The sequence below is a fragment of the Peribacillus sp. YIM B13482 genome (assembly GCF_042787975.1).
In the GTDB taxonomy this organism is placed as follows: Bacteria; Bacillota; Bacilli; order Bacillales; family DSM-1321; genus Peribacillus; species Peribacillus simplex_A.
This window is the reverse complement of record NZ_JBHZPF010000011.1, coordinates 1-17,779: the sequence shown is the minus strand read 5'-3', so window position 1 is coordinate 17,779 and position 17,779 is coordinate 1. Positions and strand designations below refer to the sequence as shown.

Sequence of the window (17,779 nt, the reverse complement as noted above, 5' to 3'; positions counted from 1 at the left end):
GTGGTTTCTTACTTACATAATATAACAAATTATTCGGAATTCACAGATTTTTTTACATTGCAAAATAAAAAAGCCTATTAGGCCTTTTCATTTCGAACTAACCAATCGCTTCAGGACTTCGAGATATCCAGGAATCCTTCACCAAATACATCCCGAACGTCATGTATGGCGATAAAAGCATTGCTATCCGTTGACTGCACAATTCTCTTTAACTTGAGCACCTCTTGCTTACTTATAACGATATATAAAATATCCTTGGATGCTTTTGTATAGTATCCATGACCGCTAAAAACGGTTACACCTCGGTCCATCAATACCGTCACTTGTTTTGCAATCTGGTCCGCTTCATTTGATATGATGGTAATCGCTTTTTTCGGGTTCAATCCCTCAATAATGAATTCCATCGTTTTTGTTCCAATATAAAGCATTAGGATAGTAAGCATCAGACCTTCTGCGCCAATGATGAAATAAGATGAGAACGCAACGATTAAATCGAAAAACAGAAGTCCATAACTTAAGCTCCATCCCAAATATTTATTCGTAATTCGGGCTAGGATCGTTGTACCGGCAGTCGTACCTCCAACTCGAATGATTATTCCAATCCCTGCTCCGGCAAAAACCCCGCCAAATATCGCATTGATGACAATTTCATCGGAAGATATATTCCAACTTTCGGTTAAATGAAGGAAAAGCGAGTTGAATGCAACGGCGATGATGGTATAAATCGTTGTCATTTTCGACAGATATTTATAACCGACAATGAGCAGGAAAGCATTAATGATCAAACTTAACAGCCCTGGTGACCACTCAAAAAGATAAAATAAAATGATGGTTATCCCCGTGACTCCTCCCTCACCAAGTTCATTGGGAATAACGAAAAGATTTATTGCCAAAGCGAAAATAAAAGCTCCTATTAATATAAATAAAACATCTAAAGAAATCTTTTTCATATTTAATTACCTTCCTTTATGTAATTGTTAATGTGAAAAGAAATAGGTTAATTTCACTGCTCTATAGTAACATGGAATTCCATTTAATCCTTCAAAGATTTGAAGGTTTAACAAAAAGACTACCTTGGTAGTTAGACTATCTTCAATGAATAAGCTTAATACGTAAAAGGCACTAATTTTTTCTAAGCTCTTTTAGACATTAGCTTAACAAAGCTGCTGCCCATGGAAAACAGCAGCCATCATAATCCCCCTTACAACTTATTGTTATGGTAAAACTCTACTGCTCCACTACATGGTTCAAAGGACAAATTCTAATCAGAATGCTGATAATAGTTCTCCTCTTTCGCCCCTCGTTATCTCCCTGATCTATGAATAATTATTTTATAATCGGGTTCCTTTTCAAAGCTTGACAGTTTTATAGGGTCATGATTAGAATGTTTTATATGTTAACTAAAATTAATTTAAGTTAACATATAACAAAAGGAGAATGTCCATGCACAGTGAAAAGCAATTACCTTGGGAAGATAAAATAAAGAAAGAACTGGCTTATTTAGAAGAGATATCGCAAAAACGTGAACTCGTCACAACTGTATTTGCCGAGAAGCCATGGCTTTTGATCAACGGCCATAGGATGCTAAACCTTGCTTCCAATAACTATTTAGGATATGCAGGAGATGAACGGTTGAAAAAGGCTATGGTTGATGCAGTACATACATATGGTGCAGGAGCAACGGCTTCACGTTTAATCATTGGCAATCATCCTCTTTACGACCAAGCAGAACAAGCTCTTGTCAATTGGAAGAAAGCAGAAGCAGGTCTCATTATCAACAGTGGATATAACGCAAACTTAGGAATTATATCCACTATGCTGTCTCGTAACGATTTTATTTATAGTGATAAATTGAATCATGCAAGCATTGTCGATGGAGCTCTTTTGAGCCGTGCGAAGCATATGCGATATCGGCATAATGATTTAGATCATTTAGAAGCATTATTGAAAAAATCATCAATTGAAGCACGTAAATTAATCGTGACGGATACGGTCTTCAGCATGGACGGTGACTTTGCTTATCTTGAAGACCTTGTTCGATTAAAAGAACGTTATAACGCAATTTTAATGACAGATGAAGCACACGGAAGCGGCATCTACGGTAAAAACGGTGAAGGTTATGCCTGTCATCTCCATCTTCAAAATAAAATTGATATCCAAATGGGAACATTCAGTAAAGCGCTTGGTTCATTCGGAGCCTATGTTGTCGGAAAAAAATGGCTTATTGACTATTTAAAAAATCGCATGCGCGGATTCATTTATTCAACTGCACTCCCCCCTGCCATACTCGGTGCTATAAAGACAGCGATTGACCTTGTGCAAGAAGAACCAGAGCGCCGTGCACTGCTCCAAACACATTCGGAATACTTTAGAAAAGAACTCACATATTACGGGTTTAATATTTGTGGGAGTCAATCACATATTGTTCCTATTGTCATCGGAGAAAACGAAAAAACGATGAAATTTGCCAAACGTTTGCAGAAAGAAGGAATTGCAGCAATTGCTGTCAGACCGCCGACCGTTCCTGAAAATGAGGCGAGAATCCGGTTTACCGTGACAGCTCTCCACAATAAAGAAGATCTTGATTGGGCAGTTAAAAAGGTTTCTATTATTGGAAAAGAAATGGGTGTTATTGAATGAAAAAGCCGAATTTAATCATGCTTCCTGGCTGGGGAATGGAAGAAGGAGCATTTAAACCGTTAATCAAACCGCTGTCTGAAGCATTTAACCTTTCATTTATAGAATGGAGAGATACGAAAACACTAAATGACTTTGAAGAACGAGTCATCGACACAATCATTTCCATCGATGGTCCTATTTTTTTACTTGGCTGGTCATTAGGGGCACTCGTATCACTTGAACTTATAAGCTCATATCGAGAAAAAATAAAAGGTTTTATACTAATTGGTGCAACGAGTCGGTTTACCACGGATGAAAACTATTCATTTGGTTGGAATCCACTTATTGTCGAGCGCATGAAGAAACAACTACAGCGTAATAAAGAGAAGACTTTGATTTCATTTTATGAAGCAATGTTTTCCGAAGCAGAAAAAAAAGAAGGTTTTTATCATCAATTCAATGCGACAATTCAACGCGAGTTTCAAGGAGATGATGTGTTTTCGCTTCTTATAGGTTTGGATTATTTACTTCAGAAAGACGTAAGAGTAAAGCTCGCTCAGGTTAAAACCCCCTTTTTATTGATTCATGGAATGGAAGACAAAATTTGCCCACTCGAAGCCTCATCTTTCATTAAAGAAAATCTGGGTGGGGAAGCTGAATTCCACATTATGGAAGGTACTGGTCATATTCCATTTTTCACAAAACCACAGGAATGTGTGCAGCTCATGAAAACATTCATTCAAAAAGGAGTACATTCATGATTGATAAACGATTGTTAAGTAAGCGGTTCAGTGAACATGCGAAAACATATGATGCGTATGCCAATGTTCAAAAAAATATGGCGAGACAATTGGTTGATCTACTTCCTCAAAAAAACCCCAGTCAAAGAATTAATATTCTTGAAATTGGCTGCGGCACTGGTTACTTGACCAGGTTACTCGTTAAAACATTTCCTAATGCTGTTATTACGGCTGTTGATTTAGCACCAGGAATGGTTGAAGTGGCGAAAGGACTGACAAAGGAAGACCGTGTTACTGTTTTATGTGCTGACATCGAAGAAATGGAACTTAATGAAAACTATGACTTAGTTATTTCCAATGCAACGTTTCAATGGCTGAATAACCTTCCTGCAACCCTTGAAAAATTGTCTTCGCGTTTAACGCCTGAAGGAAGCCTGATATTTTCAACGTTCGGAACTAAAACCTTTCAAGAGCTTCATATGTCATATGAACATGCGAAAGAAAAGCTTCAACTTACCATTGATAGTTCACCTGGCCAAATGTTTTATACTCTAGAAGAATTATCGCAAGTTTGTGAAGAAGCAATCCCTTTTTCATCAGCATTTCCAATAGAGATGACAAAAATGGAAACGCTTGAACCAGAGTACTTTCAGACAGTACGTGAATTTTTCACTTCAATCAAAAAGATTGGTGCAGCTAACAGCAACAAAGAAAACTACTGCCAACGCCCCGCTTTTTTTCGAGAGTTAATCAACATATACGACACAGAATACCGAGAAGAATCAGGTGTGAAAGCAACTTATCACTGTTTGTTCTTTAAAATTAAAAAACATAATTAATCCGAAGAGAACGGTCTGGGATACCAGTATAATATCCTTTTCTTATAGCCGTTTATAAAATATGCCTTTGCCTTTGCTTACATATTTGCAGCCCGTTCCTATAAAATTATTTATAACGGTTCCATCTAGTATTTCAGAGAATTCAGGCCGCCGCCTCTCCTAATTCCTTTGGAGAGGCGGCGGCCTAGTTACCCCTTGATTCAACTCAAGGGGGCGTGTGTTTTAAGTATAACTCATCCAAATACCTTGCCATCTGTAATATTGACCACTCGATCACATAAATCTAGCATTCTTTCATCGTGCGTTACCATGATGGCCGCTTTATTTCTTGACTTCACCTCATGTGCAAGCATTTCAACAACATCCCTGCCTCTTTTGGAATCAAGACTTGCCGTTGGTTCATCCGCTAAAATGATTTCAGGATCATTCATCAGCGAACGGGCGATGGCTACACGCTGCCGCTCTCCGCCCGATAGTGCTTCAGGCAGGTGATCTGCCCGATTTCCAAGTCCAAGATGGCTAAGCAATTCGTCCGCTTTTTTCACAGTTTTTTTATCCCGCTTGCCAATCAGTTCAGAAAGTAGCAGAAGCTGATCTCGTACAGTTAAATATGGAACAAGATTCGATGACTGGAATACAAACCCGATCTTTTCAAGGCGCACCCGAGTCAATTCCTTTGAGGATAGTGATGTAATATCCTCATCATTCAGCAGTAAGCGACCTTCGCTCGGAGATAGTAACGCACCCGCTATGGAAAGAAAAGTACTTTTTCCTGAGCCTGAAGGACCCACGATCGCGACGAATTCCCCCGCTTTCACATTCAGGGAAATATTATCAAGGGCTGTCACCTTATTAACGCCTTCCCCATAAATCTTACTGACGTTTTCAAATAATAGTTTATCCCTCATCATGATACCCTCCCTATTGCTTCGATCGCGTCTATCTTCGCTACTCGGTATAGTGATAGCAGCGAACCCAATACGGATACAACCAAAAGTAACACGGAATATTTAATGACCAAATCGGTACTCAATACGAATGGCATTCCCTCTGGCATGATTAACGTGACGACATATGTCAGGGCAACACTGATGGCTATGCATGTCACTGCAAGCAGCATTACTTGACCAATAATACTTTTTGCCAGGTAGCCCGTATTGGCCCCGAGTGCTTTAAGAACTCCGAATTGATTCGTTTTTTGCAAGGTAATCACATAAAAGAATACAGCCAAAACGAATGCTGCTATGACAAACAAGAAAGCAATCATCATCGTCAATGTACCCTGTTCCTCTTTGAACCCTGGTATACTCTGAAGGGATTCATCTTTAGAAATGAGCGTTACATCCTCAGGCAATGATTCACGTACATTCTCTTCTGCCTTCGAATCCATTTGCACTGCTATGGTGCTGATTGAATCTTCCCCTTGGTTTTTCAATGCAGGATTAATCTCCTGCCATCCCTTAACATTCATGTAAACAACAGGTGAATGGCTGTAAGACTGCTTTTCTGTAAAACCAACAATGGTGAAAACCTTACCTGATAGGTCATCTTTGAGTGAATCACCTAATTTATAGCCAACCTCTTTTAAAGAACGATCAGCAACTACTTCACCTTGTTTCTTATTGTCATAGTTCCTTCCTTCTATGACCTTCGGTGCTAAAATACCATTAGCATTGGTCGCAAAAATCGTGACATCCGTTTTTTCCGTTGACCCGATTTTATTCAATGTGGTCATCATTTGCCCAAGACCCTCGGCTGCTTTAACATCCGAGGAAGCACGGATTTCATCTAGTTTTTCCATGGATATGATCGATCGGTTCAATTTATTTTTAGAGTCATGCTCCATGACAAAATAGTCGGCCTTCATATTTTGTATGGATGAAGCATTATCTGAAGAAAGTCCATTAGCTAATCCTGAAATGATAAAGACAAGCAAAGCGACCAATACCATGATCAGTCCAATCAGCAGATAACGTAACTTTGAATGCTTTAGTTCACGTATTGCCAAAAACATCATTTCATCCCCCATTCCTTTTGTTTACCGATCAATTCCTACTTGATTCGGTATGACCCGATTGTAAACAATCAATATGAATGGAAGATGAACAAATGATTACATAAGGGGCAGCCGTATATAAAAAGTGGTCCCTTTACTGAGTTCGCTTTGAACCTCGATCGTTCCGCCATGAAGTTCAACCGTCTTCTTCGTAATCGAAAGTCCTAATCCGCTGCCTGTTTCACTCCTGTTCCTCACTTTGTCGACTTTATAAAAGCGATCAAAGATATAAGGGAGGTCTTCTTCTGGAATTCCCATGCCCGTATCAGCAATCATCACTTCAACAGCACTGCCTATTTTTTTAATCCAAATATTGATTGAACTGCCGCTTTCCGAGTATTTAATGCTATTGGTTATCAAATTCGTCCATACTTGATTTAAAAGTTTCTCATCTGCAGAAATGACGGTTGAAGGCAAATCCATTTCGATCACCATATCTTTTTCCCGCCAATTCCATTCCAGCATGAACAACACTTGCCGTATTTGTTGCGCTAAATCGAAATTGGAACGTTGCAGCGGGTCATCCTCTTTATCCAAGGAAGCAAGCATTAGCAGCTGTTTGCTTAACAATGACATGCGCCTGCTTTCTTTTTCAATAATGGACAAGTAATTATTTCTTTGATCTTTTGTTAATTCCTCCGATTGAAGGGTTTGAGAAAAACCTTGGATGGATGCGAGCGGAGATTGAATTTCATGAGATACATTCGATACGAACTCCTGCCTCATATCATCCAACCGTTGGATACTATGGGTCATTTTCGAAAAATGCTGTGCCAAATCCCCTATCTCATCGCTTCGGCTGACATTTAATTCACTACTATAATCCCCATCAGCGATTCTCTTTGTAGCTTCCGTTAATTTCGTAATTGGCTTAACGATGAAACGCGTGTTTATAATAACAAATAAAAAACTGAGTAGGAGCGTAAGTACGAGCAAAACAGAAAGGTAAAAGCGGAACTCTCCAAACTGAAGTTCTATATTCGGCCTTACAAACAATGCATGCCTTTCCCCATTCACGTTCATGGGAACGCCAATGCTATTGATTAATACATCCTCAAAAAAACCGGTAATAAATAGCCCATTATTATAATTGGCGATCCCTTGATACGTTTTTCCGTTCAAAACTCCGGAAATTGTGTCTGGATCTAAAGCCGTTTCCCGAAACGGCTCCCCATATAAAGTTCCTTCACCCTGCTCATTAAATAGATACATTTGATAGTGCAATCCTGCTATATGATTTAAATAGTCATCAATATCCTGATCTGGGTTTTCCTCATATAAGGAGACAATCTCACTTGCCACTTTGCTTATCTTCTCGCCATTGTAAGGTTTCTGAACCTTATGATAATAGATATTGGAAATCAAAAAAGCGATGACACTGGCAAGCACCATGATCAAAATGGTTTGAATAACTATCCTGAAATAGAGTGTTTTCACTTCCTATTGACCTCCAGTTTATAACCTAAGCCACGGACAGTCGTTATAACAAAATCATCGGTACGCCCGGCAAAACGTTCCCTTAACCGTTTAATATGGACATCAACCGTCCGATCATCCCCTTCAAAATCAGCACCCCACACCAGTTCAATAAGCTGTTCACGCGTAAAGACCTGATCAGGAAAACTCCCAAGCTGAGCCAGCAGCTCAAATTCCTTAAGCGGCAGGAGCAGCGTATTCCCCATTATTCGAACCTCATAACTTTTACGGTCAATGACCGTTTGATTCAATGATATGGATTCAGAATTCACCATACGGTACCTTCGCAATAGCGCTTTTATCCGAAATAGAAGTTCCCGTGGCTCAAATGGCTTGACGAGGTAATCATCAGTACCCGCAAAATACCCCTTTTCCTTATCGATAAGTTGATCTTTAGCTGTCAATAAAATGACAGGCAGATCATATTGATCCCGGATTTCCTTACAAAGATCCAGTCCGTTTTTAAACGGCATCATAATATCGACAACCGCCAGATGGATCCGTTCCTTCTCCAGTATCAAGGAAGCCTCATTCCCGTCCTTCGCTTCCGATACCATGTATCCTTCCTTTTCCAAATGAAATTTAAGCAACTCCCGAATATGCCGATCATCATCCGCAATTAATATATGTATCAAAGAAACCACATCTCCACTTCTTTTATAGCTCTAGCTACACATACAATAGCAATAATTAAACCTGTAAAACAACAAATACTCATTCCAACTCCAGTTCCTTATAAATTGGTTTGCCACTAATATACAGCACCCTCTTATTTTTTATTAAAAGATAAAGTAAAAAAGCGAATAGAATCTCTAAAAACCCTGTCCGCTTTTTTCCTAGAGTAAATCCATATTCACACTAGTTCAGCGGAAGAGAATTATAGTTCCAAAAATCATCGTTTTCAATATGACTGTCCATAATGAAAATACCCAAAAGGCTGTTTAAAGATGTATTGATTTTTTAAAAAAAGGTTTAAAATATTCTGAATATAAACTATAATTGTTTTATTTTAAAACTTCTAGGAGGGTCACTATGGGAGTAGTAGAGAAAATCAGCGGATTTGCTGGTAAAACGTTTACCTTATGGGTCATTATATTTGCAGTTATTGCGTATATCTTACCTAATAAATTTATATGGATTGGAGCCTATATTGTCCCATTATTAGGAATTGTCATGTTTGGCATGGGACTTACATTATCAACAGCGGATTTTAAAGAAGTTTTCCGACGTCCGAAAGAAGTGGCACTAGGAGTAGCAGGACATTTTATCATTATGCCATTATTGGCATTTGTATTAGCATTAGGGTTCGATTTGCCCAAAGAAGTGGCTGTTGGGGTTATTTTGGTAGGATGTTGCCCTAGTGGAACAGCTTCCAATGTCATGGTGTTTCTTGCGAGAGGAAACGTTGCGCTTGCAGTTGCCATTGCTTCTGTTTCCACTATTCTAGCGCCTATCGTAACTCCCCTGCTTATTTTGCTCTTTGCAAGTAAATGGGTGGATATCAGTATTGGATCACTATTCATTTCCATCATTCAGGTGGTGATCATCCCACTGATGCTTGGATTCATTGTTAAAAAGTTTTTCGGTAAACAGGCAGAAGCTGGGGCAAAGGCTTTGCCTCTAGTATCTGTCATTTCTATCGTTCTGATCGTATCTGCCGTAGTGGCAGGCAGCCAAGCTCAGCTGGCTAAAACAGGTTTGCTCATTTTTGCAGTCGTCGTTCTTCATAATGTTCTTGGTTTTCTTCTCGGCTTTTTCTTTGCTCGTTTATGCGGGATGGATTTAGCTAAACAGAAAGCTGTCGCAATGGAGGTTGGTATGCAGAACTCTGGTTTAGGTGTAGCTATAGCAACAGCCCACTTCTCGCCTTTGGCCGCTGTACCTAGTGCCATTTTCAGTGTTTGGCATAATATATCAGGTTCCGTTCTAGCCTTTATTTTCAGTCGCATGAAAGATAAAAAAAATGCAGGGACAAATAATTCGATAAAAACAGACATATCATAATATTGTTGGATGAATAAAAAAAGCCGATTGAATAAATCGGCTTTTTTTATTGTGAATCAACCATCCTTATCATTGAAATTCAAAGGAAAATATCAATGATTGTGGGTTCGATTCATATTGCATATTTTAAGCTTTCATACTTAATAGGCGATTTTCTCATTCCCCGATAGATGAACTGACTGCCCTTGTTGGGAGTATTTTTTTGAACTACCTGCTATACTACTAGATAAAAAGTAAGTTATGGAAATTGCTAATGATTCGGGTTATAGTAATTGATATCATTTTAAGGATGAGGAATATAATGTCACCAAAAATAAAATCGTCAAGAAAAATTGCTAAATATTCACTAATGATCATGGGAGCGGGTTATATTGCAACCACTCCATTTCAAGGTACGTTGCCGCTGGATTTATTACATGGAGGGTTTGAGGCAGGATTAGTCGGTGGTCTGGCAGATTGGTTTGCAGTCACTGCATTATTCCGGCACCCGCTGGGATTACCGATCCCCCATACAGCGCTTTTGCCCAACAATCGTAAAAGAATGACCAATGCACTTGTTTCGATGCTAAAAAATGACTGGCTTTCTAAGGAAAGTATTCAAGACAAAGTAAAACATATTCCTTTTACAGAAAAATTGATCCCAATTTTAGTAAAAGAGATACAAAGTGATACTTTTAGAAAAGTCCTGATTAAACTTATCAAGCAAATGATTTGTTATATAGATATAGAAAAGGTTACACCTTTCGTTGCAAAAAAGATTGAAGCATCACTTTCTAACATAGACATGGGCAAGATTCTTCATTTAGTAAGTTCACAGTTACTCAATGAACAATTCGATAAGAAGGCCTTGGATCATGTTTTGAAAAAAGCGGAAGATTGGTTAAGAAAAAAACAAACCAGTCATCGACTTGGCACTGTTTCCATGGATGTACTCAGCAAGATTGAACTGGAAGGTATGCTTCAGTTTGCCGTCAAATCCATTCAAAGTCTACTTAACGAAGAGAAACTTGGGAATATCATACAAAACCTTTTATTAAGTGTCGTAAATAATTTACAAAACGAGAAAGAACCAAATAGAGAGGCTTTAATCCTATATATCCGAAATGAGATACAAGGCATTAACCATAACCGGGAACTGTTAGAAGGAGTTGAAAAATGGAAAAATCAACTTCTGACAAAATGGGAGCCTGAGGCGACAATAAAGGGGAGTCTACAACAAATTCAACAAGATGCGTTAGATTTCGTAGATGATGAACATTTCATGGATACTTACCTGACTCCACTGATTCAGCACGTACTGGACAACATAAAAGAAAATAGCACGCACATCGATCAATGGATACAGAAACAAATTACCGTTCTCATTGAAAAAAATCATACGCAGATCGGCAATCTTGTACAGGAAAATTTAGATAAACTAGACAATGAAACACTGATTGATATGATGGAAAATGGTGTAGGAAAAGACTTACAATGGATTCGTGTGAACGGGGCGGTCTGTGGTTTTATAATAGGGCTTATCCTAACAGGTGCACAGGCTCTACTTAAGCTGTTATAATCAAGGCACATTCGGCTGTTATTGTAACGGAAGAATACTGTCATTACTAAATCATCTGGGGCTGATTCGTTGCCTTTAGTTTGATACCCCTCATAAAAAAGGCCCTTAACCTCAAGGGCTTTTTAACGGGGAAATTAATCTAATGTATAGGGCTTCCTCTCCTCGATTATCTCCACTTCATCCCATTCCACAGATTTGGAGTACATATATTTATCTGTTCGTTCAAACCCCATCCTTTTGGCAAGTTCAGTGTTGGTTGTATCCAACAATACTTTTCCTGTTGTTCTTTCTTCTGATACTGGAAACAACTCTCCCTTATATTCAGCATAGGGATTAATAGAAAATAATACATTAACTTCATTTACATAGGGAATCCATCCCATTAGGAAGGATTATGAATTAGACTTCCCCCGTTTTTTCATTTTTTAACATAAAAAAAAGAGTGCAGCTGCACCCTCTGAAATTCATACTTTTTTAATGCATTATCTGGTTTCCTTTTCGTCAAATAAATGCGGAGCTTTCACCTTTTTCCCTTTTTTATGATTTGGATTTGGCTCTTTAGCTTCGATTTTAGCTTGGTCATAGACAGCGGTTCCGACAATTCCAGCAACATCTTGAAGCTTTTCTTTTGAGATTTTATCAATGGAATCATCAGGAGTATGATACCAAGGTTCTGATGGACTGTGGATGAATAAAGCAGCGGGAATCCCAGCCTCAGCGAAAGATACATGGTCACTACGTCCGCCTTGTCCATATGGAGTAGGCTCGCCATTCAGCCTTGTACTTGATGCCTGAGCCAGCTCGGTCACAAGATTCAACTCTCCATCATTAGTCAAAATGACCAAATCTCCAGCGTCCTTGCTTCCCACCATATCCAGGTTGAAGTTTGCAATCGTCCGCTTGATCTCATCATCAGAGAGGTTCTCCACATAATTCTGTGAACCAAGCAATCCATTTTCCTCGGCCCCAAAGGTGACGAAGCGAAGTTCCGTATCTGTAGGAAGATTCTTCAGTGCACGTGCAAGTTCAAGTGTGACGGACGTGCCTGATGCATCATCATTCGCTCCAGGTGCCCCAGCGACGGAATCATGATGTCCAGTGATATAGATGATATCGCTCTTCTTAGCTTTAATGGTTTTTGTTGCTTTTTTTGTTGCCACCACGTTATAAGAGCTTTTCTCTCCGGTATAAGCTCCTTCAATCTTTAATGATGCTGTCAGTTTAACTCCAGCATTCAATTTTTCAAGCAGTGCTTCTCCATCCTTTTTCGTTATCGTGACAGATGGAATATACTGATCATTAGCTCCTCCAAGGGTCCCATTTAATTCCCCATCTGCATTATTGAATAGGATGACACCTGCTGCCCCTTTTTCTGCTGCATTCAATACTTTCTCTGCAAAAGTGAAGCTGCCTCTTTGTATAAGGGCGATCTTACCTGTAACACCCGCTTTTTCAAGCTCTTCCTTCGTTCCTAAGCCGGCGTATACCATTTCACCGGATAGATCACCATTTACTGAATAAGTTAAATGGTTCGCTTGGATTTCCCTGTCAAACCCGTCAACGGACAGCTCGACCAGATTTGGATCTGTATAGGATAAAAAACTGAACTCGTCAATATCGGCTTTATAGCCATAAGATTCGAACTGCTTTTTGATGAATTGGACGGCCTTATACTCCGAATCAGTACCGGCAACTCGAGGTGTTTGTGAGAGGTATTCAATATTCTTGTAGATTTTGTCGACATCGATCCTTTTAACGATTTGCTTGTCTGTGGATGGCGCATGATGTACTGGAGAAGAACTCGGTGTTGCTAAAGCGGTAGTAGTGGTCCCGGTTGCTCCGAATGTTAATGCCGCAACTAATGATACGGATAGAAATTGTTTTTTCATAGATTGCCTGCCTCCTATTTTAATAGATCCCCTCCATTATTTTACAATATACGGAAAATTCTAACTAGGTAGGTTTATCCCTATTCATCCATGTCTAAAGTAACGAATCTACAAACAAAAGAAATGATTAGGTGATTTGGCGCATAACAAAAGTCCTCAATCATTTGATATTTTGTCATATTATATAAAAAACCTGGTATCCAAACAGGATTTTCGTTCTTTTTCGGGAAAATAATACAAGAGAAATTGAATTTTTATAGGGAGAAGGCGCAAAGATGTCGATAACTAAATTTGTGATGCCGGAAGTAATTTTTGGAAAAGGTTCGATAGAACAAGCTGGCGAGGCCTGCTTGCGGTTGGGTGCCAAAAAGGCGTTGATAGTCAGCGACTCCGGTGTTGCCAATGCTGGCTGGTTAGATAAAGTCATTGAATCCTGCCAAGAAGTGGGTCTTGCCTTTGCTACCTTCATTGAAATGACGACCAACCCGAAAGACACGGAGATTGAAGCCGGCTGTTTGGCATTTAATGACCAAGAATGCGATGCCATCATTGGTTTGGGAGGAGGCAGTGCTTTGGATGTCGCCAAAGGGGTAGCCCTTTTAGCTACGAATGGTGGCATCATCAGTGATTATGAAGGTGTTGATAAAGTCCACTCTCCCCTTCCACCCATGGTGATGATTATGACTACGGCAGGATCAGGATCAGAGGTCTCTCAGTTTTCGGTGATCGTCGATTCATTCCGCGAGAAAAAAATGACGATCATTTCAAAATCACTCGTCCCCGATATTGCAATAGTCGATCCTGGTACCTTAACCACCTTGGGACCGGATTTGACCGCGGCTACTGGAATGGATGTTTTAACCCACGCCATTGAATCCTACGTTTCTATCGCTGCGACACCGTTGACCGATGTACAAGCTAAAAACGCGTTGTCCATCGTTTCCCGTCACTTACGCCCCTCTGTAGCATCCAGGCATAATGAGGAAGCAAAAAAAGCGATGGCAATGGCGAGTCTGCAAGCTGGACTAGCTTTTTCCAATGCCATTTTGGGAGCGGCCCATGCCATTTCACATGCAATTGGCGGAAAATACCTTCTTCCGCATGGTGAAATCAATGCGATACTGCTTCCCCATGTCATGGATTTCAATCGAATTGCCTCACCAAGGCGATTCAGCGAGATGGCAGACATCATGGGCATCGATACACGGGCATTGACCGAGCAGCAAGCTGGAATGGCAGCCGTTCACTTCGTAAGGGAATTATCCCAGGATATAGGAGCTCCCAAGAGTTTAAGTGATGTCGGCATTACGAAAGAAATGATAGAACCCATAGGGATGACCGCACTTGAGGATGCCTGCATGATCACAAATCCTCGTGATATGTCATTAGAACAGATTAATCAGCTGCTTCTTACAGCCCTTTAAGAGGTGAAAGGCATGAATAAACTTGAATTGATAGATTTAATGACAGGTGTGAAATCTTCAAAAAAAACGTATTACACGGAACTTAAGAAAACCGTGGATCAGTTGAAGAAGAAAAATATGCAGCTTGAAATTATGAATGACATCACTAAAAATATGAATATTGAAATCGACATCCAGGAAATTCTCCGAAATGTCATTGCGAAACTCAAGCAGCTCATTACATTCGATGACAGTCATTTTGTCATATTGTATGAGGAAGAACCTGCCCTGCTTCATATCTGCCCCAATGGTCACTGCGAACTTGAAATGGATTCCAATAACCTGTTACACCCTTTTCAGGATTTCTCGTCCGTCTTGAAAGACAAGCAGCCCATTCAGGTGGAAGTTACACGGTTACCGGACTTCCCAGAAAAAGAACGTCTAATATCCCTTGAAATTGAAACACTTCTATTAGTCCCTTTGTACGGAAAAAGTAAAAAAATCGGAATCTGGACTTTCGGCAGGAAGAAAAAGAAAACATGGCATAAAGATGAACTGGATTTTCTTGAGCAACTATCCAATCAGCTTGCACTGACTTTGGAGAATGCCCAGCTTTATAAGGAAGTTCTTCATTCCAAACAGGAGTGGGAGGATACGTTCAAGGCAGTTGAAGATATGATCATCGTCTTTGATCACAAAGGATCTGTCTATCAATCCAATGATTCTGCCCGGGACTTTTCCGACTTGGTTCCTTTAATTGAAGCATCCCAATCTCTTATTCAAGATACCTTTTCATTTAATATACCAGGATTTCAGGAAATTCTCCTTCAGCATGATACCATCTTGGAAATGCATGCCTACCCGATTCAGAATAAGGAGCATCAAGTATATGGGGTCATTGCTTATTATAAAAATGTCACTGAAAGAAGACAAATGGAAGTCCAGCTATTACATGCCGGTAAACTTGGGGCGATTGGTGAAATGGCAGCAGGGATTGCCCATGAATTGAATAGCCCATTAACGGCCATTCTTGGTAACTCGCAGATTTTATTACGGAAAACCCCACAGGACAATCTGGACTATATGCTATTGAACGATATTAAGATTTGCGGTGACCGATGCAGGCAAATAGTGAAAAGCCTGCTTACCTTTTCAAGGCAGGATGAGTATAGATTCCACTATTACTCTGTTAACGAAGCAATTCACCAGGTTCTGAACCTTTTGAAGTTTCAACTTGGGAAGAAACAAATTTCCCTCCATCTTTCCCTTCAGGAAGACCTTCCGTTCATAAAGGGCAGCCAGCCTCAGATAGAACAGATCATCATCAACTTGCTATTGAATGCAAAGGACGCATTGGATGAGTCCGCTCTATCTGAAAAATCGATTGCGATCACTACCTATTCAGAAGACGAGTTCATGGTGATTCAGGTGACTGATAACGGAACAGGGATTGAAAAAGACCGCCTGCCCTTCATATTCCATCCCTTTCATACGACTAAAGATCGGGAAAAAGGTACAGGTTTGGGGCTGTCTGTAAGCCTTGGCATCGCCAAAGACCACGGAGGCAAGATCGACGTTTCGAGCACGCCAGGAAAAGGAAGCACTTTTTTCCTGAGGCTTCCCTTACAAGCAGAAGAGGAAAGGGGATGATAAGGTGATTCAGTTACTTGTGGTAGACGATGAGAAAGAAGTTGGGACTTTTCTTTCCCGCCTTTTTACGATGAAAGGTTACCTCGTACAAGTTGTGAACAGCGGGAAGGATTTTCATGAAATCGATTGGAATCAGCAGCGTTTTGATGTAGCAATGATAGACCTGAAGCTTCCGGATTGTGATGGCCTTTCCCTCCTGCAGCATTTAAAACAACAACAGCCGCGTTGCAAGGTACTGATCATGACCGGATACAGCACCGTAAAGACCGCTGTTGATGCAATGAAACTTGGCGCGAGTGATTTTATGGAAAAACCCTTTGCGGATATTGAAGTATTGGAAAGGCAGATTGACAACCTATTGAATGAAAATGAAGATTTGAATCAACATTTCATCCATAAGCTAGCCGAGGAATCAGGACTAATTGTCGGTGAAAGTACTTTAATGAAGAGTTTGATTGAAACGGCTTTCAAGGTTGCCCAAAAATCAGTCAATGTATTAATCGAAGGAGAAACCGGAAGCGGCAAAGAAGTGCTTTCACGCTTCATCCACTTAGCCAGCCCCCGTAACCATGGTCCTTTTATCGGCATCAATTGTGGAGCGATCTCTGAATCCCTGCTTGAAAGCGAATTATTCGGTCATGAAAAGGGGGCTTTCACCGGAGCGACCCAACTGAGAAAGGGTTTTTTCGAAATTGCAGGGAACGGGACGCTTTTCCTTGATGAAATTGCTGATGCAAGTCCGGCCATTCAAGTCAAATTACTTCGAGTTTTGGAAACGCGGGAATTCATGCGGGTTGGTAGTAGCGGGACATTACGGACGAACGCCCGTTTAGTGGCGGCCTCCAATGAAAACCTGCAGCAGGCAGTTGACAAAAAAACATTCCGGGAAGATCTATTTTATCGACTGAACGTTGTGACTCTAGAAATCCCGCCTTTAAGGAAACGTAAAGAGGATATTCCCCTGCTTGTCCGGCATTTGATTGAGAGAAATGGTCAGGGAGATATCTCTTTTTCCAATGTAGCCATTGAAAAGTTACAGCAACACAACTGGCCAGGCAACATACGCGAACTATCTAATGTGGTCATGCGGACGCTGACTCTCGCAGACCATAAGTCAGAAATAACCGCCAATGATATCTCACTAACTAACAGCCAGATTACTCCGAACAAGAAAGAGCCTCCGAATGAGACTGAGGCAACTGAAAACCTTCTTGAAGAGTGGCGAAAAAAGCTGGTGGCTGACTTTAATGAGAAAGATGAACTGATGCTTGAAGAAATCCTTACAGAAATCAAACAGCTTCAATCCACAATTGGAAAGGAACTCGTCTTGCAGGCGCTGAAAAAAACATACGGCAACCGGAATGAAGCTGCCAAACGCTTGCAGATATCCATAAGGAAACTGCGCTATATATTAAATGAGAAGAACCAGACATAAGACAAAAATACAAAAAAGGAGGATGCCCTTTTCTTAAACTGTACCCTATGTAAAGGACAATTTTAAAAAAAGGTTAGGCTATCTCTAGAAGATGATCTCTGTATTGAACA

The 17,779-nt window shown here is 40.2% G+C and carries 15 protein-coding genes; 8 read left to right on the top strand and 7 right to left on the bottom strand.

The genetic code is table 11. The features are described 5' to 3' along the window. Positions 1–110 precede the first annotated feature (110 nt). Positions 111–950 carry a YitT family protein gene (locus tag ACFX4L_RS07965; protein WP_061461337.1) on the bottom strand — a complete coding sequence of 280 codons (840 nt, stop codon included), beginning with the start codon at positions 948–950 and terminating at the stop codon, positions 111–113. A gap of 493 nt (positions 951–1,443) precedes the next feature. On the opposite strand from ACFX4L_RS07965, the gene bioF reads away from it, so the two are divergent. From bioF to bioC, 3 genes are read left to right on the top strand one after another with little or no spacing between them, the layout of a single operon-like run. Further along, a complete protein-coding gene (bioF, locus tag ACFX4L_RS07960; protein ID WP_377383792.1) occupies positions 1,444–2,640 on the top strand; it encodes an 8-amino-7-oxononanoate synthase in 1,197 nt (398 codons plus the stop codon). Further along, positions 2,637–3,380 (top strand): alpha/beta fold hydrolase, encoded by a 744-nt coding sequence (locus ACFX4L_RS07955; protein ID WP_377404658.1) that lies wholly within the window; start codon positions 2,637–2,639, stop codon positions 3,378–3,380. The genes bioF and ACFX4L_RS07955 overlap by 4 nt, the downstream gene beginning before the upstream one ends. Then, positions 3,377–4,198, top strand: a complete 822-nt coding sequence (bioC, locus tag ACFX4L_RS07950) for a malonyl-ACP O-methyltransferase BioC (RefSeq protein ID WP_284471927.1) — start codon at positions 3,377–3,379, stop codon at positions 4,196–4,198. The genes ACFX4L_RS07955 and bioC overlap by 4 nt, the downstream gene beginning before the upstream one ends. Positions 4,199–4,431: 233 nt before the next feature. On the opposite strand, the gene ACFX4L_RS07945 is transcribed toward bioC, so the two are convergent. The 4 genes from ACFX4L_RS07945 to ACFX4L_RS07930 form a co-directional block, all read right to left on the bottom strand. Then, complete coding sequence (locus ACFX4L_RS07945) at positions 4,432–5,109, bottom strand: ABC transporter ATP-binding protein (RefSeq protein ID WP_284471928.1); 678 nt, start codon at positions 5,107–5,109, stop codon at positions 4,432–4,434. After that, complete coding sequence (locus tag ACFX4L_RS07940; protein ID WP_284471929.1) at positions 5,106–6,212, bottom strand: ABC transporter permease; 1,107 nt, start codon at positions 6,210–6,212, stop codon at positions 5,106–5,108. The genes ACFX4L_RS07945 and ACFX4L_RS07940 overlap by 4 nt, the downstream gene beginning before the upstream one ends. Before the next feature lie 99 nt (positions 6,213–6,311). Beyond that, positions 6,312–7,691, bottom strand: a complete 1,380-nt coding sequence (locus ACFX4L_RS07935) for a sensor histidine kinase (protein WP_377383802.1) — start codon at positions 7,689–7,691, stop codon at positions 6,312–6,314. After that, entirely contained in the window at positions 7,688–8,365 is a 678-nt protein-coding gene (locus ACFX4L_RS07930; RefSeq protein ID WP_377383805.1) for a response regulator transcription factor, read from the bottom strand. The genes ACFX4L_RS07935 and ACFX4L_RS07930 overlap by 4 nt, the downstream gene beginning before the upstream one ends. 397 nt (positions 8,366–8,762) lie before the next feature. On the opposite strand from ACFX4L_RS07930, the gene ACFX4L_RS07925 reads away from it, so the two are divergent. Both ACFX4L_RS07925 and ACFX4L_RS07920 read left to right on the top strand, forming a co-directional pair. Beyond that, positions 8,763–9,734, top strand: coding sequence for a bile acid:sodium symporter family protein (locus ACFX4L_RS07925; protein WP_377404655.1), 972 nt, complete (start codon positions 8,763–8,765; stop codon positions 9,732–9,734). A gap of 301 nt (positions 9,735–10,035) precedes the next feature. Continuing rightward, positions 10,036–11,292 (top strand): DUF445 domain-containing protein, encoded by a 1,257-nt coding sequence (locus tag ACFX4L_RS07920; protein ID WP_377383811.1) that lies wholly within the window; start codon positions 10,036–10,038, stop codon positions 11,290–11,292. Between the two features lie 134 nt (positions 11,293–11,426). Here ACFX4L_RS07920 and ACFX4L_RS07915 read toward each other — a convergent pair whose 3' ends face one another. Next, positions 11,427–11,600, bottom strand: coding sequence for a hypothetical protein (locus ACFX4L_RS07915; RefSeq protein ID WP_377383814.1), 174 nt, complete (start codon positions 11,598–11,600; stop codon positions 11,427–11,429). Positions 11,601–11,774: 174 nt separating this feature from the next. Continuing rightward, positions 11,775–13,181, bottom strand: coding sequence for a M28 family peptidase (locus ACFX4L_RS07910; RefSeq protein ID WP_377383817.1), 1,407 nt, complete (start codon positions 13,179–13,181; stop codon positions 11,775–11,777). 275 nt (positions 13,182–13,456) lie between these two features. Between ACFX4L_RS07910 and ACFX4L_RS07905 the strand changes: the two genes are divergently transcribed. From ACFX4L_RS07905 to ACFX4L_RS07895, 3 genes are read left to right on the top strand one after another with little or no spacing between them, the layout of a single operon-like run. After that, a complete protein-coding gene (locus ACFX4L_RS07905) occupies positions 13,457–14,605 on the top strand; it encodes an iron-containing alcohol dehydrogenase (RefSeq protein WP_377383820.1) in 1,149 nt (382 codons plus the stop codon). Positions 14,606–14,617: 12 nt separating this feature from the next. Then, positions 14,618–16,234 carry a sensor histidine kinase gene (locus ACFX4L_RS07900; protein ID WP_284471935.1) on the top strand — a complete coding sequence of 539 codons (1,617 nt, stop codon included), beginning with the start codon at positions 14,618–14,620 and terminating at the stop codon, positions 16,232–16,234. A 4-nt stretch (positions 16,235–16,238) separates the two neighbouring features. Further along, positions 16,239–17,669 (top strand): sigma-54-dependent transcriptional regulator, encoded by a 1,431-nt coding sequence (locus ACFX4L_RS07895; protein WP_284471936.1) that lies wholly within the window; start codon positions 16,239–16,241, stop codon positions 17,667–17,669. Positions 17,670–17,779: the final 110 nt, after the last annotated feature.